We start from the raw sequence: 21,002 nt of genomic DNA on the forward strand, positions 1-21,002 counted from the left end.
ACGTACAACCATGGATAGTGGTTGGCCATAGGTGTCTTATTTCAGAGAAATGACACAATTGAAACGCTATCCATTGCTCAGAATGGTACATTAGTCCCCATCACAATCAGTTTACCCGGACTTATGTACAACAGAAATTTAACGTTAGATATTTTCAAAATCGTCTTGGCTTTCATGGTCATCGGTATCCACAGCAATTTTCTCAGTGAACTGACCACTGAAGGGTACTACCTCATTACCGCCGGTATTTTCAGAATTGCGGTTCCGATTTTTTTCATTATCAATGGTTATTACTTCATCTCCATAGCCTCTACAGACAAGTTGCTCCAGTGGAGCAAAAGAGTCGTCATCCTCTATCTGTTCTGGACCATCTTCTATGCTTATTTTTGGCTCAAGCCACTCACGCTAAATTTCGTCGGGATGATGAGCGTGGTCGAAACACTCATCGTTGGCTATCACCATTTATGGTATTTAATTGGCATGCTTGGCGCAGGGCTAATGACCTATGTATTCAGAGATCGGACACGAACAGGCATACAGCTTGCGTTACTCTGTTTTGTGCTGGGTGTGATGGTACAGTACATCGGCAATTACCATCTGATGCCTTCGACATTTGCCGATGAGATCTTCAACATTGGCTTCACCCATCGCAATTTTTTATTGTTAGGCTTCCCGTTCTTTTATCTCGGGTTCTTCATCCGCAAACATCAACTGTTTGCTCAAACATCGACCAGCACACTGTACATTGCAGCTCTCATCGGTATCGGGCTGTTACTGGGGGAAAGCTGGTACAACCTTCATCAGCCGGCTCGTACCGGGGTGTTTGATAACTATCTTTCGCTGATATGGGTCTGCCCGGCATTATTCCTGCTGGTCATGCGTTCTCAGCGCACCACCGACAACAAGCATCTGACCCATTTTTCGACGGCCATTTATTTGATCCATCCATTCGGTCTAAGTGTTCTGACGAAAATTCATCCGTGGGAAAATACGCCTATGGCAATTGGATGTGTGCTACTGTCCATGGCTTTCTCTTTGGTGCTGATACAGATGTATAAACGGGTGGGTTATATTCTTTAGTATAAATCACGCTTTAGCATAAATTACGCGGGCATTCTCATTGCGAAATGTAAGCCCGCGCTTTTCATGGCACGGTGACGAATACGTTTTTACCTAATTCATCTCAAACTGTCGATCCAGCCAGTTGAACGCGGCTTCCTGCATATCTTCGGTAAAAATATGTCCCTTATCAGGCCAGATTCGCGTATTGAGCTTATCCTCTGCACCATTGGCTCGCCACACCCGATGCAGCTTATCGAATGCTTGTTGGACAGAATCGACGGGAAACAATGGATCCAACCCACCGGCAAACACCAACATCGGCTTCGGTGCTGCAATGGCAGCAACATCGGGATAATCCAGATAACGAGCCATATATGGGTGTAACATCGTAAATGCAGACTGCCCTTTGAGCTGATTATTACCGGGCACCATCAACCCTTTCATCGTCCCCATCCATGAATCAACGATACTCGCGGTGATGTCTTCCGATAACGCTGCCACTTGCCAAGAGCGGAATGCCCCCATGGAGAAACCGACGGATGCGACTCGTGACTTATCGACTTGCGGCCGGCTCGCCAGAAACTTCGCGGCCCGCAAATCATCCAGCGCAATAATCCCCGCAAACGAACTGCCTAAATTAAATAAGTTCGAGGCCAGCGCCTGTTGTGAGTCGGTTCTAAATCCTTCAACGGAGCGATCCCCCCACCCCAGCGCATCGATAGATAAAACCACGTAACCACGTTTTGCCAATTCATCACCGGGAAAACGATCGGTAAAATAGCGATGCGCCCATTCGCGTGATGACGATAAACGGGCATCATCTCCCCAAGTCTCAACAAACTTCTCTTTACCGATATCAAACCGCGCACCGTGATCATGTAAAAATAGAGCGGCAGGGAAAGGACCATCTCCCTTTGGGGTTAACATCAATGCCAGCACCCGACTCTCATAACTGATATTGAACACAACTTTCTGGGCGATATAGCTGCCTCGATCGATCTGGTCAATCACCATCGGATTAAACGGCGTGTCATCTTGGTAAGGTAAAATAATTTCCTGCGCCTTGGCCTTCGCGATGCTGTGCCATATCTCCGGATTATATTCGTCATGCCAAGCAAGTTGGTACGGCATCCGCACCGCTTTCAATTTCTCATAAAACAGCGGAAAGCTATTATCCGGTGAATCGATTTCTTGCGTAACGTAATCCGGCCCTGTCGGGGCATGATGACTGTGAGCAAATACGGCTGAGCTGGTCAGGGTGATCATGCTCGTCAACAGTATGGTTTTCATCAACTGATTCATTTGACTATCCTTAATAAACAGAAAAGAAAGAGCGCAGCACCGCATACACTCAACTTAATTATAAAATTGAAACAATGTTTTATTTTACATAGAAATAAGTAACCGGGTGAGTTAGCAGGATCACAATCAGACAGATTATTGGGGCTCATGACATCTTGATATACACGCTTATGATGCATCTCACGAAGCAGGACGGACGCACTCAGTCAAACTATCAATACTAACACTCACAAGCGATATTCGTCGCTCAGTAGTACGCAGCGTTTACACTTCCCCATTATCGGCTCATATGCGGTTTTGCCTATCCTATAGATAGATACAATCGAATATACCAAATGATAATAATTATCAATAATATTGATATCAAAGCAGATGATTTAGGTTGGACACCCGATGAAAAAGACCATTAGTTTTGCAGCCATTCACTTCAGTATTGCGTTTACCGTTGCCTATATCTTGACTGGCGATGTAATTCTGGGAAGTTTAATTGCCATGTTAGAGCCCATGATCAATACCGTGGCATTCTATTTTCATGAAAAAGTATGGTCTCAATATGCACCGCTACAGCGTTATGCTTCCGCACCACATATTAAAACCGCCAGTTTCGCGGTGATCCATTTCAGTGTCGCCTTTAATGTAGCCTATCTACTGACCGGTAGCTGGCTGATCGGTGGCGTCATGGCTCTGATTGAACCTAGCATCAATACCTGCGCCTATTACTTCCACGAGAAAGTGTGGCAAGGAAAAGCACAACATCAACCATGGCAGTGTGCTCACCACAGAGCGGTAACACCATCGTAGTCGTGTGCCACATGAGGGGTGATGTCTATCACAAAATCTGTTAATATGACGCTTATCTATTAAGTTGGCCGCAAGGCCAGCTTTTTTCATATTCACCACTCAATCTGGAATTTCCTGTGCTATCAACTGCAAACATCACCATGCAATTTGGCGATAAGCCATTATTTGAAAACATCTCCATTAAATTTGGTCACGGTAACCGTTATGGTCTTATCGGCGCGAACGGTTGCGGTAAATCCACCTTTATGAAAATTCTGAGTGGTGAACTAGAACCTTCCGTCGGGAGTGTTGCAACTGATCCCAATGAACGGATGACCAAGCTGGGACAAGACCAGTTTGCATTCGAAGCGTTCTCCGTCATCGACACCGTGATTATGGGCCATAAAGAGTTGTGGGAAGTCAAAGAAGAACGCGACCGCATTTATGCATTGCCTGAAATGTCAGATGAAGACGGCATGCGAGTTGGTGATCTGGAAACAGAATTTGCCGAAATGGACGGCTACTCAGCCGAAGCCCGTGCCGGAGAATTATTGCTCGGACTGGGAATCCCTGAAGCACAACACTTTGGGCTAATGAGTGAAATCGCCCCGGGCCTGAAACTGCGGGTGTTGCTGGCTCAGGTTTTATTTGCCGAACCGGAAATCATGCTGCTCGACGAACCAACCAACAACCTGGACATGCATACGATCTCTTGGTTAGAGCAGACGCTGTTGGCTCGCAACTGTACCATGATTATCATCTCGCATGACCGCCATTTTCTGAATACCGTCTGTACCCATATGGCCGATCTGGACTATGGTGAGCTTCGCTTGTTCCACGGTAACTACGATGAATATATGATTGCCGCAGAACAGAGCAGAGAACGTCTCCATGCTGACAATGCCAAGAAAAAAGCACAGATAGCGGAATTGCAAACCTTTGTCAGCCGCTTCTCAGCAAACGCATCAAAAGCCAAACAAGCCACATCACGCCAGAAACAGCTTGAAAAAATTCAGCTTGAAGAGGTCAAACCTTCCAGCCGTCAGTCACCGTTTATTCGATTCGAGCAGGAGAAACCGCTGTTCCGTAATGCGCTCGAAGTCAACGCCCTCAAACAAGGGTATGGTGACAACATTCTGTTTAGCGATGTCAATCTAATGGTCGAAGTCGGTGAACGGATTGCCATTATCGGGGAAAACGGGATTGGGAAATCAACGCTGTTGAATACACTGGCAGGTGTTATTGCTCCGATGTCCGGTGAGATCAAATGGTCAGAAAACAATAATATTGGTTTCTACGCGCAGGATCATGCCCATGAATTCAGTGAAGACCTTAGTTTAATGGATTGGATGGGACAGTGGAAAAAAGAAGGCGATGACGAGCAAACCGTGCGCAGTATTCTGGGTCGGATGCTATTTTCACAAAATGAGATTAAGAAGTCGGTCAAAGTCATCTCCGGTGGAGAACAAGGTCGCATGTTGTTCGGTAAGCTGATCATGCAAAAACCAAATATTCTGCTGATGGATGAGCCGACCAACCACATGGATATGGAATCGATTGAGGCCCTGAACTTAGCACTCGAAAACTACCCGGGGACGCTGTTATTTGTCTCTCATGACCGTCAGTTTGTTTCCTCAATCGCAACACGTATTATCGAAATTACTAAAGATGGCGTGCATGATTTCCACGGCACTTACGATGAATATCTGGCGAAACAAGGCCTGATCGGCTAATTTAACTCAAATCACGATGGGAGACTTACGATACCTGTGCTGTAGGTCTCCTGAACAACCCACGGTTTTACAGCGGAATCACCCGCACACTCGACTGGACTGTCCCCGCATAACCCCCCCGATCCACAACTACATGCCAATGCCCCGAATAAGGCACCAGAAACATACTCACCGTATCCGTCATATGGCCGCCATTATATTTATAATTGCGCCGTTGCTTGTATTTTTGAAAATTGTCATTGTCGAGTAAAAGGACATTGGCCGTATTATCTTTCAACGTCACTTCTATTTTCTGGCCTCGTTCACAAATATCAAGATCGTAATGGGTAAATTTCATTATCTCTCCAAAAATACATTTTCGAATCTGTCTTATTGCTCGAAGATATATATTCAATTACTCGATCATATTGAATTTTCAGTCATAGATCACGGAATAAATAGATAATAAAATCATACCTATAGCACAGTCTGAAGTATCAATATTGTTTAATATCTCTCGAAAATTTCTAATTGATATGCAACCCAGTGATAAAAAATGACACTTGTTATTGGATTAATTTCATATTATACCAATTGATCGCGGTTTCAATTCCATATAGAAAATAATGAAAAGGCAGATAGTCTGAGCAGATTTATGTTCAAAGAAGGGATTATATATTTAAAAAATGAAGGGCAATTGATAACTCATTGCCCTTCATTCAGTCATATATCAAATTAAAAATAATCGCTTAAGCCCTAAAGACACTACAGTTAAAGCAACCGGGATTACCGTTATGAATTTGTAGATAGTGCACTTGATCGTTTTTAAAATTATTGCGGATAACGTCTTCCAGAGCGGGGCCTTGCACCGTCTCAGCATGAACCATCATACTGTTCACATCATAAGCTCTCACCGATAATAATCGGGTCTGCAATATTTCAGGAATTTCATTAATCGCCAGTTCAACCATTGTTTTATTCGCCCGAACGAAAATAGGCCCAGTTGCGTGATAAGGTGATTTAACATCATGATACGGATAGTGAATTAAAAGGATTTTCTCACCGACTTCAGCTTCTTGCAGCGTCACTCGACAAGGATAACCCGGTTTTTCATCAGCAGTAAGCCAACAGCCATTCACCTCGGCCAGTTGTTCTTCGTCCATCTGCAAATACTGAGAAAAATATTTCTCATCAAGCGCTTTAATTATAAAATCAGTGTTCATATTCAACTCCATTTAGCATTCATTAACATCCATTACATGAGTCTTATCCAGTTAAAAGCAGCTTCAAGTCCTGTATCGATACCATTTGTCCGATCGCTTTTTGAAAAGAATGAAGTGGTGATTGCCGGTGGAATGCCCACTTGATCATACTCTACCCGATCGGCTGATAAGGTCTTCATATTCGAAATACCAAAACGGAAACCATTGGGCAACGTTTTGCCTAAGCTACCGGATAACATTCCCTGAGTTCTTTCACCGATCAATGTCACTTGATCGGACGCACTTAACATGAGTGTCGATAACTCAGCAGCGGATGCAGTCGTATTACTAATCAGAACAGCAACCGGTTTTCGATAACCCGGAGATTGTGGCTCAAGATAAATTTCATGCTCAGGTTCGAATCCGGCACCGTTACGGGCACTCTTAATATAGCCTAAGGTTTTTTGGTCAACAAAATATTCGGCTAACGCTCTGGCAAGATAAGCATAACCGCCCCCGTTAAAACGCAGATCTATCACCATCCCATCGGTCAATACGAAATCGGCCATAACTTGATTCATTGTTTGTCTGAACACAGCTAAAGTTTCAGCATGGTCATTGCCCGCGACAAAATCACTCCATCCATCAATATACAGGTAACCAATATTATCGCTCTTTCCTTTTCCCCAGATAATATGCTCACCTAAACCACCCGATAGATTCAGTTGATTGGAAATAATAGATCGAATAAGCACCTCGTTATCATCAGTATATTTTTGAATCGCCGTATTTTCAGATTCGGTGAAAGGTGCAACCAGACCATTATCATCGATATATTCTTGCCGTAGTCTGTCGAGTAAAACCGGTCGATCCCGTTGTCTAAACCGAGCCAGTTTATCCTGATCTAATATGTAAGCATGTCCATTCTGTAATGGACCAATCAGTGCTGACATCATCTCGAAAAGTTGCTCCCGTGTTGAATTATCAGACACCTGACCAAGTTCATTTTGCTTCATAAGCGTCCAATCAATCCCGGGAACATCTAGATTGTAATAATATGAATCAAGGGTCTGGATAAACATATTCAAGTTTCTGACCGGATCGTTTTCCGCCGCATTGACAACACTCAGATTGGTAAGGCAACTATTCGGCAACTCAGTCTGTTTCACATATTTGACCGTGTAATCTGTCGGATAAGCATTCAAACCCGGATAAGTAAAGCTGACTAATTGATCACCGACCTGCTGATAATGTTTTTCAAACGTTTCCTTGCTGAATGTTTCTTGATTTGTTAGTACACAGTAATCAGAAGTAAACTCATACTCGGTCACCGAATCAGATATAATTTTCAATGCAGACCCATAATTCTCTGATACCCAAATACTTGGCTCAACCGGTTTATCATCATTTTTATTTTCATTTATCTTATGATTACAGCCGCTTAAAATAAGCATTGATGCAACCACACTGATCTGTATTAATTGTTTCATTTACCACTCACCATTCAGTTATTGACTATGGTGAATAAGTTAATGGATTTCACGTTTTATTTGTGTAGCAACTTGTTGCTCAATTAAGACAAAAACAGACAAATAAAGTCATAATAATATTGAATAAAACTAAATTATCTCAAGTATTGTTTTAGTGATAATTATCGAATTCAGATATAAAATCACCATTTCCTCAGGTTGCTTTATAATAAGAATAGATGGGGTCTACTCAGATGACTGATGTTCACGACTGAAATCACAATATAACCAAACCATACGATCTAAAAACCAACTTTTCGCAAGATAAGTCACCAGTACCGATAAAATACAGAGTTGTATATCGTACTGATAAACGCCCCACCCCGCTAATATCAGTCCGAGCGTAGACGTCAAATGCAGAATCATAAATAGAGGCAATTGATGCGCTTTAGGCAGTGGTTCTTTGTCCCGGTTTAAATAAATCCGTTCTCCGAGTACCGACTTCGTTGCCCAGCTTTGTAACGAGAGTGGTTTCGGAAATAAAATCGGATTTAAAAACATCCACACAAATGCCATCACCAAAACCAGAAGACTCAACCAAACACTCCACTCCCTCAAGAAACCGGCGATAATAAAGAGTGGCAAGACACTATATCGGGTCCAGACACTCCACGGATTGGCATGTCTGTCCCACCCATTGCCATCTAAATGAAATAGTGTCGCTAATTTACGTTCAATGGTCATTTTTCACCTACCTATCAATTCATTATAAAAAATTAATCACACCGACAAAAAAGCGATTCGTTTCCGGCAGAACCATCCTTACGTCCGGTTTGGGAAGGTGAACGTAAATTTCGCGCCTCCCAAATCAGACCGTCCTGCACATACCGTACCCTGATGCCATTGTGCGATATGTTTGACAATCGCTAACCCAAGCCCATGCCCTGAAGCAGCATGACTTCGCGCATTATCCAGTTGTTCGAATGGCAAGAAAATCCGCTCCCAATCACTTTCATCAATTCCGATCCCATCGTCACACACATCAATCACGAACATATCCGTCTCCGCAACAAATGATAAATCCACCAGCACACTGGTTCGGGTATATTTACATGCGTTGATTAACAAGTTACTGAGCGCCCGTTTCATCGCAATCTGATCAATCAGTGCCAGCTTTTCGGTCGCTTCAGGTGCAATTCGCAATTGATAATGAATGTCCGGATAGAGTTGAAAGACACTCACACATTCATCATCAATCAATTGGGCAAGATGATATTTGGCAAAGGAAAGCAATTGACTGTCACCACTATAGCGGGATAACACGATGGTCTGGTTAATTAAGCTATCCAAGTCATCCAGACTTTTAGAGATCGAACTTTGATACTTTTCTTTTTCTATATTGGTCGTTGCGTTAGATAACATCTCAAACGCAAACCTCAGGCGATAAAGCGGGGTCCGCAAATCATGTGCAATGGCATTGGTGAGGGTTCTCTGCCCTTTCAACAATTGCTCAATCCTATCCGCCATGCGGTTAAAAGCATTCCCTAAGGTCGCTACGGTGGATATCTTGTATACCACCGCCCGACTATTCAAATCCCCATTGCCGAATTGCAATGTTGCCGCCAACAAGTTTTTCAAATCCCGCCACAGCGGATAAGTCCAGAAAAACATCCCTGCAGAAATTGAGAGGACAAACACCAAGACCAGCACAATGATGACCGATGGATGAATTGAGGACATCGGAATTAAATTAGCTAAAAGAAACGAGTCTCCATCATTTAGTTGGATATAAAATGTAATTTCATCGGTTGGATTGGTTCGCCAGAAAAAAGAATGTGTCGCGAATTGATTCTGTTCGGTTTGACTGATCTTGATCTGATTTCTTTTGACAATTTGTAAATCAAACGGAAAATTATTTGAAATGTCACGTAATAGTGTCGGCCAATGTTCTCGTTCTGTCGATGCAAACTGTTCCTGAAGCAAATACACAGTCCCTTCTGCACCTCGCCGTATTTTTTCTGCTTCTGAAGAATCAACAAATATTTTTAGGATAAAATGGCTATTGGCAATTTTCTTAATTAAGAATTCAGGTTCTTCATTGAAAAAAATAATCTGATGCTGCTCGATTTCGTCTCGGTTCAATGACCCAAAGTTGGTCTTATTGATATCAAGTAACTGAAGTGCAAAACCGAAATGCTGACTCAATTGTTCTATTTCATCAGGCCAAGTGTCGATCGGTATTGAATCAAGCCGGGACTCGATCAAAGTAAATGTCCCTTGATAGATCCGTTCATAGCGCTGCCCTTCAATATAATTATTAAATGATAATATTGGGTTCAAATCACTTGGATAGAGTAGAAAAAATAAGGGACCGAAGACCAGAATCCATAACCCTAAAAATGACTTTATCATCGAAGTTCACCATTGTTGAGTTATTCATAAAAATACAATTATCTCAAATCGTTAAAATTAAAAATCCATCCCTGAATTTCGCCTGCTCCTATTGGTATATCTAAATAGTATATTCATTTTTTTTCGCTGACTGTGACGATTTGTGACACTGGCCCGCCGTCAGCCAAAAACCGCTATTATGATGAGCAATCCAATTCCGAAAATTACCCATAAAAAAACCGGGATTTGAACGCCCGGCTTTTACCTATGATTCATCATGTTAGTGGAGAATGCTTATCCGATGTGAGTCAGGCCACCCATATACTTGCGCAGCACTTCAGGAATCGCAATACGTCCATCCGCTTCTTGATTATTTTCCAAAATCGCAACCATTGTCCGGCCAACGGCAAGACCGGAGCCATTCAGGGTATGCACCAACTCGGTTTTTTTCTCACCTTTGCGGCGGAAACGCGCCTGCATCCGACGTGCCTGAAAATCCCACATGTTTGAACAAGATGAAATCTCACGATAAGTCTCCTGTGCAGGCACCCAGACTTCCAGATCGTAAGTCTTACGTGCCCCAAAGCCCATATCTCCGGCACACAGAATCACTTTACGGTAAGGCAGCTCTAATAACTGAAGCACTCTTTCCGCATGACCCGTCAGTTCTTCCAAGGCATTCATTGAATCTTCAGGGCGGGTAATCTGTACCAGCTCGACTTTATCAAACTGGTGCATCCGGATCAGGCCGCGGGTATCCCGACCATAAGAGCCCGCCTCAGAGCGGAAACACGGTGTATGTGCAGTCATCTTCAGCGGCAGTTCAGATTCATCCAGAATTGAATCACGGACTAAGTTTGTCAGCGGAACTTCCGCAGTCGGAATCAGCGACAAGCGACGCGGCTCTTCATCACTGACTTTTTCTACCAATGGTTCCGTATGAAACAGATCTTTGCCGAACTTAGGCAGTTGCCCCGTGCCATACAGCGTATCGGCATTGACCAGATAAGGGACATACATTTCGGTATACCCATGCAGATCCGCATGTAGATCCAGCATAAACTGAGCAATCGCCCGGTGCAGGCGGGCAAACTGGCCTTTCATCACGATAAACCGGGCACCGGTAATTTTTGTCGCGCTGGCGAAATCCAGGCCGTCACCCATTTCACCTAAATCAACATGATCCTTCACAACAAAGTCATATTGCTTCGGCTCGCCCCAACGGGAAATCTCAACATTGCTCTCTTCATCCAGCCCATCCGGTGAAGCATCATCAGGAATATTAGGGACAGACAACGCAATATCTTCCAGCTGTTTCTGCACCTGATCCAATTCTGCTTTACGGGCATCTAAATCACTGCCCAGAGAACCGATTTGCTGTTTGATCGCTTCAGCGCCTTCCTTATCACCAGCCGACATCAGTTGACCGATCTGTTTCGAAATGGAGTTGCGAGTGGATTGTAAATTTTCAACTTCGACTTGAATCGATTTACGCTTCTCTTCAAGTTGACGAATGGTCTCTACGTCGAGGGTAAATCCGCGACGCGCCAGTTTTACTGCTGTTTCATCCAGCTCTGTGCGAAGTAATTTAGAATCCAGCATTGCTAATCCTATGCTTAATGGGTTGTAAAAAGCGCTCTGTTCTGTACCAATCAGATGGTCACAGCACAAAACGTCATGAAAATTGACATGCCCAGAACCCTGACAGATAGCCTGACAGATAACCTGAAGCAATTTGGGTATAAGAGATTAACGAAAAGTGGCTATTTTTCATAGCGCTTTCGTGTGCTTTTTGCGTCTAACTCAGCCAGATACTTGAGTTTCTCGTTGATCTTTCCTTCCAAGCCTCTTTCCGAGGGGTGATAATAGCTAGTTCCGGCCATTTCAGGCGGGAGATATTGCTCTCCGGCAGCATAAGCGCCCGGCTCATCGTGCGCATAGCGGTATTCATCACCATAGCCCATTTCTTTCATTAATTTCGTCGGTGCATTGCGTAAATGAAACGGGACTTCATACTCGGGTTCATCACGGGCGTCCGCCAAAGCCTGCTTCCATGCGGTGTACACGGCATTACTCTTGGGGGCACATGCCAAATACACAACGGCTTGTGCTATCGCTCTTTCACCTTCTGCCGGGCCGACACGCGTAAAACAATCCCATGCGGATAAAGCAACCTGCATTGCCCTTGGATCAGCATTACCAATATCTTCCGAGGCGATCGCCAGTAAACGACGGGCAAGGTACAGCGGATCACAGCCGGCAGCGATCATCCGCGCAGACCAGTACAGCGCGCCATCAGGATTTGAACCGCGAATTGACTTATGAACCGCGGAAATCAAGTCGTACCATATATCACCCTTATTATCAAAACGGGCAACTTTTTCCCCTGCAACTTCCGCCAACAAAGATAGACTGATAACCTTGTTACCCGTCGCATCTTCATCGGCCATGTCATATAACAGCTCCAGATAATTCAATGCCATACGGGCGTCACCCTGAACCAATTCAGCCAGACGATCGAGCACCTGGTCCTGAAAGTCAGCGGCAATCCCGCCAAACCCTCTCTCCTCATCGGTCACTGCCTGTTGCAGAGCATCGGCAATATCTTGTGTATTGAGTGAGGTCAGCTTATACACCCGCGCCCGGGAGAGCAGTGCGTTATTGAGCTCAAATGAAGGGTTCTCGGTCGTCGCACCGATAAAGGTGATCGTGCCATCTTCAATATGCGGCAGGAAGGCATCCTGTTGCGACTTATTAAACCGATGGACTTCATCGACAAACAAAATGGTGCGAAAACCTGCCAGTTGATTTTCCCGGGCACGTTCAATCGCAGCACGAATATCTTTCACCCCGGAGGTGACTGCAGACACGCGCTCTACACGCGCATTGGCATAGTTTGCTGCCAATTCAGCTAATGTAGTTTTGCCGGTCCCCGGAGGTCCCCAGAGAATCATCGAGTGTAGATGGCCGCTTTCCAGCGCTCTGCGCAGGGGCTTTCCCGGGCCGAGAATATGTTGCTGACCAATATATTGCTCGATCCGCTGGGGTCTCATCTTTGCTGCAAGCGGACGAAAATCTTCATCCCCTGAAAAATCCAAACTATAGTTATTCACAATGATGCTCATCCGTCATGCTTTGAAGCGACTGCTCTTTTTTGAACCTACCGTTTTTTTGGAACAACTTATTTGAAACTACTGCCGCTGGTCATCCACTTCTACACCCGCAGGAATTTTGAACTGGAACAGATGATTGTCCGGCCGTTTCAGTGTGATATTCTGAAACGAGAATAAACTTTTCTGGCCATCCTGTTCAATCACATCAAACCCTTTGACAACACCTTTTTGATCAATTCGAATATGAAACTCACCTTGTCTGCTGTCTGTTGTCGTCGGCACCAGTGTAAAATCATCGCTTTGCTGCGAAACTCGATAATGTTCCCAGTCCTGTTTTCGGTTTCTCGTCAACAACACAAATGGTGTCTGCTCAGTTGCCTGAGACTGATTATAAATAGACACCTGTTCGACAAAAGGATTGTAATACCAAACGGTGGTTCCGTCAGAGACCAGCAAGTTCTCATCCGGGGTAACCGTCTCCCAACGAAACAGACTCGGGCGCGCAATATCGACTTTCCCTTCTCCCTGAGAAACGACTTCCCCGTCAGGGCTGACAACCTGCTGTTGAAAATGAGCACTGAACCCATCATTTAACGCAAGCCTCGCACTTAATTCATCCTTCGGATCCGCCAGTGCTGAAAAGCTACAGGCCATTGATATCAATAGAAAGAAGGCAACCAGTTTTTTCATGTGTTCTCCGTTGCTGAACAAATGTGAATGATTATTGATGGATATAGACCATTATTTGCGGCTTTTTGTCATGTGTATGTCGAAAAAAAATCTATCAGCCGAAAAATGCAGCGTGACCGGCCATCCGTCACGTTCAATTTAAATCATGCCGTTTTCAAACAACACTGCTTGAATTTTTTACCACTACCGCACGGGCAGTTATCATTTCTGCCGACCGTTTTATAAGGATTGACGCGATGTGACCGGGCGCCACTTTGCTGTTCATCCGCGGCACAAGCCACTTCATGAATCATCATGTCCAAGTGTTCAGCCATTTCTGTCAGATAAGGCGGTACGTCAACCCCCGCATCTTTCATCTGCTGGCGAGTTTCCGCTTCATCAATCGCTAACATCAGCGTCGTCAACAACCCTTGTAACATTCTTTGTGTACCGTCAGATACAGCGACTCGTTGCCAGTGGGGCTCCACTAAAGGCCAGACTCCCATAAACCCTGACGCAAACTCAGCCAATGCTTCGCGGTCAGTCACATCCAGCAAGTCACCAACGGAGTACTGCCGGGCCAGTAATGCTGAATACTGCTGTTGATAATGAGCCGTAAAAGCTTGCTCTGCTGTGTCTGTGAGTTCAGTCACCAGATGAGACATCCATAAATGAGCTTCCAACGGCTGACAAGCCATATTGGCTGCCAGTACCGCACCTTCAATCAGTAATGGCGACTCGTCGCTCGGAAGTTCAGTTATATTCAGCAATTGATAAGTCATGATACATATTGTTCCTGTTTTTCTGTCATCGGCCATTATACCCAGAACGTAAATCAATGACACGCAGCAGAAAGATTCTGGCGTGACATTTGCGACCGAGCCAATTACAATCGCGCGTCCTGATAGAAGAGCGGAAGTTTATGCGTATTGTTCTGGGCCCGATGGAGGGTGTTCTCGATCATCTGATGCGAGAAATACTGACAGACATGAATGATTATGACCTGTGTGTGACGGAGTTTGTCCGGGTTGTCCATCAGTTGCTGCCTAAACACGTCTACTATCGCCTCTGTCCCGAACTACACCACGGCTCCCGCACCCGTTCAGGGGTTCCCGTGAATATTCAATTACTCGGACAAGATCCGGACTGGATGGCAGAAAATGCTGCGTTTGCCGCAGAACTCGGGGCACATGGTATCGATCTGAATTTCGGCTGTCCGGCAAAAACCGTAAACAAAAGCAAAGGTGGCGCAGCACTTCTGGAATTTCCGGAATTAATTTATCAAGTCGTCAAAGCTTGCCGAGAAGCCGTGCCCGAGGAAATCCCCGTTTCAGCAAAAATCCGCTTAGGACTAGAAAACCCGCAAGACTGCTTTGAAATCGTCGATGCCATTGAGCAGGCGGGAGCAAACGAGCTAACGGTTCATGCTCGTACCAAAGCCGGCGGCTACAAAGCCAGTGAAATCAAGTGGGAATATATCCAGCAGATTCGCCAAAAAACCCGTCTACCGTTAATTGCCAACGGCGAAATATGGGATGCGACCGATGCTCAGCGGTGTATTGATGTGACAGGTGTAGACAGCCTGATGGTTTGTCGTGGGGCATTAAATCGCCCGAATTTGGGCAACATGATTAAATACAATCATGCTCCGCTCTCTTGGTCTGAAATCGTCGAGCTCTTGCTGATTTATTCTCGCTGTGAGGTAAATGGTGACAAAAGCAAATACTATCCAAACCGCGTCAAACAGTGGTTTTCTTATCTACGCCAAGTTTATCCTCAAGCGAATGCCTTATTTCGAGAGATCCGGACGCTGACAGCCGTAGAACCGATTGTTGAACGGATTAAACATCATCAATCCGAACAGCCGCGGGAATGGGTGTAAGCTCACTTTCCTGCAACAATCAACACTCTTAGAAAATCAGCTGATTTTTGCCGCTCTTTTTTGCCATGTATAATTTTTCATCGGCTGATTTCAAGATTGCATCAATATCATGCAGCTCACTACAAGCCACAATCTCAACCCCACCGGAAATCGTAAAACCACCTTCCACAACCATCTCAGACTCTTCACTCAGGGCTTCTTTGACGCGGAGTAATGTTCTCCTGAGATGACTTTCACGCTCGGCCGTCAAATACAGAACAAATTCTTCGCCACCATAACGGGCAACCGTATCGGTCGCACGGATATGGCATCGAATCTGGTCACCGACATAGCAGATAACATCATCCCCAACATCATGACCAAAGTGATCATTGATCGCTTTAAAATTATCAATATCAAACATCGCAATCGCCACATAAGACTGATGCGGTGTATGTTCAAGAAAGGCTTCAAATCCACGCCGATTGCGTAGGCCTGTCAATGGGTCTCGAACAGCAAGTCCTTCATAATAACTTTTCGCATGACGGGTATTCATAAACAGAAAGAACATCACTGTTAATACATACATCACAGTGATAAGCACTAATGTCTTCTGTTTCAGACTGACAAACTGATAGATCTCATGCCCCCAATCCATATCGTAATAAATGGCATGATGAAATGAGATTCCCGCATCCTGAAGCGAATAAGGTTGAAAAGCACTTGTTGGCAACGACTCTTTCTGTGTATCAATAAAATGGAGCTTACCCGCAAGACGTTGGTTAGTATTCAACAGCTTATCCAACATGATATTCAATGAAATTACCCCTTCGAACTGATGATTTGAGTAAACTGGCAACATCAAAGAAATGAGGCTTTCAGTCGATTGCAGTTCCTGAAGTACCATCGGTCCACGAACTTTAATCAGCTGTTCTTCGTCCAGATTCTGATATACGTCCCAGTTCGGAGATTGAATCTGTTCGAGCACGTCTGTCGTCACATTAACCGACAGCGTGTCAGGAGAAGAAATGATATAACCCGATGGATCGATATAATGAACGCCTATCAGATAATCATCCAGATCATGAAGCAATGAAATCACCGGTGCCAGTGCAATTCTGAATCCTACTTCGTGATGGAGGGGACTATTTCTGTCACACAGTGTTTTATCGCCAACAATAATGTATTCAAGTGCCCGTATATGAACATCGGAATTTACGCGATCATCTGTTACTGCCAACTTCGGCCGCATATGGCATACGCCATTTACAATCTTTGTCGTATGCGTCAGTATCAGAGATTGACGGACCTTGATGTAATTATTCAAACTATAATCCAAAATGGTCAACATCTTGGATGCGCGAAAGAATTCCCGTTCGACTCTTTCGTACTCTTCACTCAGCTCTCTCTCCAATTGCCTGATATGCCCTTCAAACAGCATACCTACAAGTGCCAAAGCAAAAATGAGTGGGGTCAGAAGTCGCCCTTTTATAGCAAAATGTTTCTTCATTCACAGATATACACTAAGTGATGGCGTTGTTCCTTTAAGCGTAATACAAAGGAGCACTACAGAAATTAGAAAGCATTGACTTATATCAAAATTTGATATGAAAAGATAATAAGAATTGATTTTTGTTATATGAAATTGATAGATATGCTCTGAAACATGCATAAAAAAGTGCGTCGTCTCAACGCACTTTTCTCTAGAACTATCTCATTACATTTCGGTCAAAGTGAGAACATCCTTGATGTTGACATCCATATCTTCCGGATAAATGACATAGACTTGCAACTGATAACGTCCAACAGCAGTCGTATACCCCTCAATTTTATAACCATCTTGCTCAAACTGTTGAATATAATATTTATTACCGGCATGGTAGAAAGTTGATTTTTTATACTTGTCATCGATCAAATGGGAGCTAGGAATCCAGTAAGAATTCACATCGACAGTTGTTTCATCGATAATCTGCACTTCGATGTTATCTTTATCAAACACCATCTTTTTCGTGATGATGTTTCCTTGATCCACTGTCGAATCACTAAATTTCTGAAATTCACTGCTGTCTTCTTGATGAACCAATACAAATCCATCACTGAGTACAATCCGAGTATGGTATGGAGCCGCTGAAATAACATTATCCTGAACCGTCATATAGCGGTTTTGTGAAGAAGTCGCAGCACAACCAGTAAGAATAAAAGTAGCCAATATTAGACACAAAAAGTTTTTCATATTCATCGATATTCCTCATGATAAGTGGGGGCATCATACATGAAATAAATCAACAGATTCAATAAATTATGATAACACTTCCACCATCAACCAAAAATAATGTGAAATATATCAACATTGTGAGTTCTGAAGGCGTTCAGCGTTGTCCGTGATTTGATTTCTGACAACAAAAAAGACGCGCTAACTGCACGTCTTCGTAGTTTAGGCGGTTGGCAGAAACAGGCTCAACTCAAAAGTAAACTATCATCAGCCAATGTCTCCCCTCTGACTTTTGAAAACATGTCCAGCAAATCCGGTACATCCATATGTCGTCGTTGCTCTCCGGAGACATCGAGTACGATCTGTCCCTGATGAAGCATCACCGTTCGGTCACCACAAGCCAATGCATCTTTCATCGAATGTGTCACCATCATCACCGTCAGATTAAACTCTTTTACGATTTTATTCGTCAGCTCAATAATGAAAGCTGCCATACGGGGATCGAGTGCTGCCGTGTGTTCATCCAATAACAATAACTTACTCTCTGCGAGCGTCGCCATCACCAGACTCACAGCCTGCCGTTGTCCTCCGGAGAGCAGACCAATGCTGTCACCGAGACGATCTTCCAGCCCCAGTCCCAAAATACTGATACGCTCCTGAAACAGCTGACGACGCTTGGAAGAGAGTGCATGTTTCCAACTGCGGCGACTGCCGCGCTTGTAAGCCAGCGCCATATTCTCTTCAATGGTCAACGAACCACAAGTGCCCGCCAGCGGATCCTGAAACACACGCGCACAAAAATTAGCACGCTGATCAACACTTCGACGCGTCACATCGATATCATCAATCAACACCTTGCCACCAACCATCGGTGTTTCACCCGTCACCGCACCCAGTAGCGTTGATTTACCGGCGCCATTTGAACCAATCACAGTCAGAAACTGATGTTCAGGCACCGTCAAAGACACCCCTTTCAAAGCACGGTTTTCTAGAATTGTCCCCGGGTTAAAAGTCACCTGTATATTTTCCAGCCGAATCATGCAGCACCTCCGGCCCGGTTCGATTTCATTTTATTCTTCATACGCGGCATGATCAGCGCGATCGCAACCAATACGGCCGTTACAAGATTCAGATCTGAAGCCTGCAAACCAAACATACCTGAACTCAGTGCAAATGCCACAGCGAGACGATAAAGCACCGAGCCAAGAATTACCGCGACCACGGCAACCCAGATACGTCTTCCGGGAATTAATGTTTGTCCCAGAATCACAGCTGCCAGCCCGACAACAATGGTGCCGACACCGGAAGTAACATCAGCAAAACTGTTGGTCTGCGCGAACAATGCCCCGGCAAAGCCGACAAAACCATTCGACAGCGCCAAACCAAAATAAGTATAAAATGCGGTGCTGCCACCTTGAGCTGCCACCATCCGTGCATTCACGCCTGTGGCTCTCAGACCTAAACCAAAATCACTGTTCAGCAAGCGGACAATCAATAAAGCGGTTAGTAACACCAGCACACCAACGACCAATGGACGGATATACATAGGGTCCCCCATCGCTTCAAAAGGCGTCAAAATCGTATCTTCACCAATCAACGCCAGATTCGGACGCCCCATAATACGAATATTGATTGAAAACGCGGCAATCATGGTGAGGATCGAGGCCAGCAAGTTTAAGATACCGAACCGAACCGTGAGAAAAGCGGTCACCCAACCAGTCATCGCACCGGCAATTATGGCTAACCCGGTTGCAATCCACGGATTTATTCCCGCGACAATCGCTGTTGCAGCAACCGCTGCCCCCATTGGGAAACTACCATCCACACTTAAATCAGGAAAATCAAGCACTCGAAACGTCAAATAAACGCCAAGTGCAACTAATCCATAAATCAGCCCTATTTCCAGAGCTCCAAAAAAGGCAAAAGCAGACATTTCGTACTCCCTTTCTGCTTATTTATTTCGGGCTGGTGAGCCAGCCCGTTTATTGTTGTGATTATTTGATACTGGTTGCACGATCCAGAATGGATTGAGGAATCTTGAAGCCCAGCTTATCCGCAACGGTTTTATTCACGACCAGATCTGAACCTTTTGCGACAGTGACATCAATATCTCCCGGCTCTTTGCCGTTCAGAATCTCGGCAACATAATTAGCTGTCTGTATACCAATCTGATAGTAATCGAAACCAAGACTCGCAATCGCACCGCGATCAACATAGGAGGTTGCAGCCCCAAAAACGGGCGTTTTGGCCTGATTGGCCGTCACAATCATCCCTTCGATGGCACTGGCAACCGTATTATCGATTAAGGCATAAATAATGTCAGATTTCTCAACAATACTTTGCGTTGCAGACTGAACATCGGCACTTTTCAATGCAGTCGCTTCAACGAGTTTCAGGCCATTTTCTTTGACACTCTGCTTGAGCAGCTCGATCAAACTGACCGCGTTTGCTTCACCCGGATTGTAGACAACACCAATGGTTTTGACGTCCGGCATCAATTCTTTAATCAGCTCGACATGCTGTTTGACAGGAGACAAATCGGATAGGCCCGTCACATTTTTTCCCGGATGCTGCATGGTTTTAACCAGCTTCGCACCAATAGGATCAGTAACCGCAGTAAAAACGATGGGAATAGAACGGGTTGCGGAAACTAAAGCTTGTGCGGTTGGGGTCGCGATACCGACCAGCACATCCGGACGCTCTCCGACAAACTGTCTGGCGATCTGTACGGCTATTGCTGGGTTTCCTTGTGCGGTCTTGTATTCAAAATCTAGATTTTTTCCTTCAATATATCCTTTCGCTTTTAATCCATCCAGAAGCCCCTGACGGGTCGCATCCAAAGCTGGGTGTTCAACGATCTGTGACACGGCGACTTTTGCCGTTTTCGCCATAATATTAGTTGAGGAAATGAGCGCCGCTCCGGCCAGAACAGCGGTTGCTACCAGTTTTCCTGCTTTCATCGTGACTCCTTAAATCTAAGGCATTAAGTTTTAATGTTGTGTTTAATGTTGTGTTTAATGTATTTGACTTGTTATTACTGCGTTACAGGCTGCAATCAACAACATTATTACCAGCAAGTTACAGTAAAGGGAAGTGTGATTTATACCTTCATCCACTCAGAAGAATAAATAGTGATAGATATATACATAAATCACAATCAGGCAGGGTGCAAATATTAAATATATTTCATAGTCTTTTATAAAAGACTATGAAACAGAAGGCACTTCGA

At 44.5% G+C, this 21,002-nt stretch carries 19 protein-coding genes; 4 read left to right on the forward strand and 15 right to left on the reverse strand.

Features of this window, described 5'->3' with window-relative positions:
- Nucleotides 1–21 precede the first annotated feature (21 nt).
- The gene (locus VRK_RS08790; protein WP_059121008.1) at nucleotides 22–1,080 is read left to right on the forward strand and encodes an acyltransferase family protein; all 1,059 of its coding nucleotides are present in this window, start codon (nucleotides 22–24) and stop codon (nucleotides 1,078–1,080) included.
- Between the two features lie 93 nt (nucleotides 1,081–1,173).
- On the opposite strand, the gene VRK_RS08795 is transcribed toward VRK_RS08790, so the two are convergent.
- The gene (locus VRK_RS08795; RefSeq protein WP_059121009.1) at nucleotides 1,174–2,364 is read right to left on the reverse strand and encodes an alpha/beta fold hydrolase; all 1,191 of its coding nucleotides are present in this window, start codon (nucleotides 2,362–2,364) and stop codon (nucleotides 1,174–1,176) included.
- A gap of 393 nt (nucleotides 2,365–2,757) precedes the next feature.
- Between VRK_RS08795 and VRK_RS08800 the strand changes: the two genes are divergently transcribed.
- Together VRK_RS08800 and VRK_RS08805 are read left to right on the forward strand one after the other, a co-directional pair.
- Nucleotides 2,758–3,165: a DUF2061 domain-containing protein gene (locus VRK_RS08800; RefSeq protein ID WP_059121010.1), complete on the forward strand. Its 408-nt coding sequence runs from the start codon at nucleotides 2,758–2,760 to the stop codon at nucleotides 3,163–3,165.
- A 116-nt stretch (nucleotides 3,166–3,281) separates the two neighbouring features.
- The gene (locus VRK_RS08805) at nucleotides 3,282–4,877 is read left to right on the forward strand and encodes an ABC-F family ATPase (protein WP_059121011.1); all 1,596 of its coding nucleotides are present in this window, start codon (nucleotides 3,282–3,284) and stop codon (nucleotides 4,875–4,877) included.
- Nucleotides 4,878–4,944: 67 nt separating this feature from the next.
- Here VRK_RS08805 and VRK_RS08810 read toward each other — a convergent pair whose 3' ends face one another.
- From VRK_RS08810 to VRK_RS08850, 9 genes are all read right to left on the reverse strand, one after another.
- Nucleotides 4,945–5,214, reverse strand: coding sequence for a DUF1883 domain-containing protein (locus VRK_RS08810; RefSeq protein ID WP_059121012.1), 270 nt, complete (start codon nucleotides 5,212–5,214; stop codon nucleotides 4,945–4,947).
- A gap of 391 nt (nucleotides 5,215–5,605) precedes the next feature.
- The gene (locus VRK_RS08815) at nucleotides 5,606–6,079 is read right to left on the reverse strand and encodes a DUF1203 domain-containing protein (protein ID WP_059122720.1); all 474 of its coding nucleotides are present in this window, start codon (nucleotides 6,077–6,079) and stop codon (nucleotides 5,606–5,608) included.
- Nucleotides 6,080–6,111: 32 nt separating this feature from the next.
- Nucleotides 6,112–7,548 (reverse strand): S41 family peptidase, encoded by a 1,437-nt coding sequence (locus VRK_RS08820; RefSeq protein ID WP_059121013.1) that lies wholly within the window; start codon nucleotides 7,546–7,548, stop codon nucleotides 6,112–6,114.
- Nucleotides 7,549–7,773: 225 nt separating this feature from the next.
- Entirely contained in the window at nucleotides 7,774–8,271 is a 498-nt protein-coding gene (locus VRK_RS08825; protein ID WP_059121014.1) for a DUF6653 family protein, read from the reverse strand.
- Between the two features lie 78 nt (nucleotides 8,272–8,349).
- Nucleotides 8,350–9,939 carry an ATP-binding protein gene (locus tag VRK_RS08830; protein ID WP_059121015.1) on the reverse strand — a complete coding sequence of 530 codons (1,590 nt, stop codon included), beginning with the start codon at nucleotides 9,937–9,939 and terminating at the stop codon, nucleotides 8,350–8,352.
- A gap of 273 nt (nucleotides 9,940–10,212) precedes the next feature.
- Nucleotides 10,213–11,520 carry a serine--tRNA ligase gene (gene serS / locus VRK_RS08835; RefSeq protein WP_059121016.1) on the reverse strand — a complete coding sequence of 436 codons (1,308 nt, stop codon included), beginning with the start codon at nucleotides 11,518–11,520 and terminating at the stop codon, nucleotides 10,213–10,215.
- A gap of 161 nt (nucleotides 11,521–11,681) precedes the next feature.
- A complete protein-coding gene (locus VRK_RS08840) occupies nucleotides 11,682–13,031 on the reverse strand; it encodes a replication-associated recombination protein A (RefSeq protein WP_059122721.1) in 1,350 nt (449 codons plus the stop codon).
- Between the two features lie 78 nt (nucleotides 13,032–13,109).
- Nucleotides 13,110–13,721: an outer membrane lipoprotein periplasmic chaperone LolA gene (gene lolA, locus VRK_RS08845; protein WP_059121017.1), complete on the reverse strand. Its 612-nt coding sequence runs from the start codon at nucleotides 13,719–13,721 to the stop codon at nucleotides 13,110–13,112.
- A gap of 143 nt (nucleotides 13,722–13,864) precedes the next feature.
- On the reverse strand, nucleotides 13,865–14,482 hold the full coding sequence (locus VRK_RS08850) for a YecA family protein (protein WP_059121018.1): 618 nt from the start codon (nucleotides 14,480–14,482) through the stop codon (nucleotides 13,865–13,867).
- 140 nt (nucleotides 14,483–14,622) lie between these two features.
- Between VRK_RS08850 and dusC the strand changes: the two genes are divergently transcribed.
- Entirely contained in the window at nucleotides 14,623–15,582 is a 960-nt protein-coding gene (gene dusC / locus VRK_RS08855; protein WP_059121019.1) for a tRNA dihydrouridine(16) synthase DusC, read from the forward strand.
- A gap of 28 nt (nucleotides 15,583–15,610) precedes the next feature.
- Here the strand turns inward: dusC and VRK_RS08860 are convergent, their stop codons facing one another.
- The 5 genes from VRK_RS08860 to VRK_RS08880 all read right to left on the reverse strand — a co-directional run bounded on the left by VRK_RS08860 (nucleotide 15,611) and on the right by VRK_RS08880 (nucleotide 20,733).
- Nucleotides 15,611–17,071 (reverse strand): sensor domain-containing diguanylate cyclase, encoded by a 1,461-nt coding sequence (locus tag VRK_RS08860; protein ID WP_059121020.1) that lies wholly within the window; start codon nucleotides 17,069–17,071, stop codon nucleotides 15,611–15,613.
- A 207-nt stretch (nucleotides 17,072–17,278) separates the two neighbouring features.
- Nucleotides 17,279–17,800: a hypothetical protein gene (locus VRK_RS08865; protein ID WP_059121021.1), complete on the reverse strand. Its 522-nt coding sequence runs from the start codon at nucleotides 17,798–17,800 to the stop codon at nucleotides 17,279–17,281.
- A 218-nt stretch (nucleotides 17,801–18,018) separates the two neighbouring features.
- Complete coding sequence (locus VRK_RS08870; RefSeq protein WP_059121022.1) at nucleotides 18,019–18,813, reverse strand: ABC transporter ATP-binding protein; 795 nt, start codon at nucleotides 18,811–18,813, stop codon at nucleotides 18,019–18,021.
- Complete coding sequence (locus VRK_RS08875) at nucleotides 18,810–19,706, reverse strand: ABC transporter permease (protein WP_059121023.1); 897 nt, start codon at nucleotides 19,704–19,706, stop codon at nucleotides 18,810–18,812. Before VRK_RS08875 ends, VRK_RS08870 begins: the two co-directional genes overlap by 4 nt.
- Before the next feature lie 61 nt (nucleotides 19,707–19,767).
- The gene (locus VRK_RS08880; protein ID WP_059121024.1) at nucleotides 19,768–20,733 is read right to left on the reverse strand and encodes an ABC transporter substrate-binding protein; all 966 of its coding nucleotides are present in this window, start codon (nucleotides 20,731–20,733) and stop codon (nucleotides 19,768–19,770) included.
- Between the last annotated feature and the right edge of the window lie 269 nt (nucleotides 20,734–21,002).

Source organism: Vibrio sp. MEBiC08052, from assembly GCF_001506075.1.
Classification (GTDB): Bacteria; Pseudomonadota; Gammaproteobacteria; order Enterobacterales; family Vibrionaceae; genus Vibrio.

What these genes read in the sequence shown, in the direction of transcription:
- VRK_RS08795 (WP_059121009.1), bottom strand. Translation starts at nt 2,364, where the DNA reads ATGAATCAGTTGATGAAAACCATACTGTTGACGAGCATGATCACCCTG.
- VRK_RS08800 (WP_059121010.1), top strand. Translation starts at nt 2,758, where the DNA reads ATGAAAAAGACCATTAGTTTTGCAGCCATTCACTTCAGTATTGCGTTT.
- VRK_RS08810 (WP_059121012.1), bottom strand. Translation starts at nt 5,214, where the DNA reads ATGAAATTTACCCATTACGATCTTGATATTTGTGAACGAGGCCAGAAA.
- VRK_RS08815 (WP_059122720.1), bottom strand. Translation starts at nt 6,079, where the DNA reads ATGAACACTGATTTTATAATTAAAGCGCTTGATGAGAAATATTTTTCT.
- VRK_RS08820 (WP_059121013.1), bottom strand. Translation starts at nt 7,548, where the DNA reads ATGAAACAATTAATACAGATCAGTGTGGTTGCATCAATGCTTATTTTA.
- VRK_RS08825 (WP_059121014.1), bottom strand. Translation starts at nt 8,271, where the DNA reads ATGACCATTGAACGTAAATTAGCGACACTATTTCATTTAGATGGCAAT.
- VRK_RS08830 (WP_059121015.1), bottom strand. Translation starts at nt 9,939, where the DNA reads ATGATAAAGTCATTTTTAGGGTTATGGATTCTGGTCTTCGGTCCCTTA.
- serS (WP_059121016.1), bottom strand. Translation starts at nt 11,520, where the DNA reads ATGCTGGATTCTAAATTACTTCGCACAGAGCTGGATGAAACAGCAGTA.
- lolA (WP_059121017.1), bottom strand. Translation starts at nt 13,721, where the DNA reads ATGAAAAAACTGGTTGCCTTCTTTCTATTGATATCAATGGCCTGTAGC.
- VRK_RS08850 (WP_059121018.1), bottom strand. Translation starts at nt 14,482, where the DNA reads ATGACTTATCAATTGCTGAATATAACTGAACTTCCGAGCGACGAGTCG.
- dusC (WP_059121019.1), top strand. Translation starts at nt 14,623, where the DNA reads ATGCGTATTGTTCTGGGCCCGATGGAGGGTGTTCTCGATCATCTGATG.
- VRK_RS08860 (WP_059121020.1), bottom strand. Translation starts at nt 17,071, where the DNA reads ATGAAGAAACATTTTGCTATAAAAGGGCGACTTCTGACCCCACTCATT.
- VRK_RS08865 (WP_059121021.1), bottom strand. Translation starts at nt 17,800, where the DNA reads ATGAATATGAAAAACTTTTTGTGTCTAATATTGGCTACTTTTATTCTT.
- VRK_RS08870 (WP_059121022.1), bottom strand. Translation starts at nt 18,813, where the DNA reads ATGATTCGGCTGGAAAATATACAGGTGACTTTTAACCCGGGGACAATT.
- VRK_RS08875 (WP_059121023.1), bottom strand. Translation starts at nt 19,706, where the DNA reads ATGTCTGCTTTTGCCTTTTTTGGAGCTCTGGAAATAGGGCTGATTTAT.
- VRK_RS08880 (WP_059121024.1), bottom strand. Translation starts at nt 20,733, where the DNA reads ATGAAAGCAGGAAAACTGGTAGCAACCGCTGTTCTGGCCGGAGCGGCG.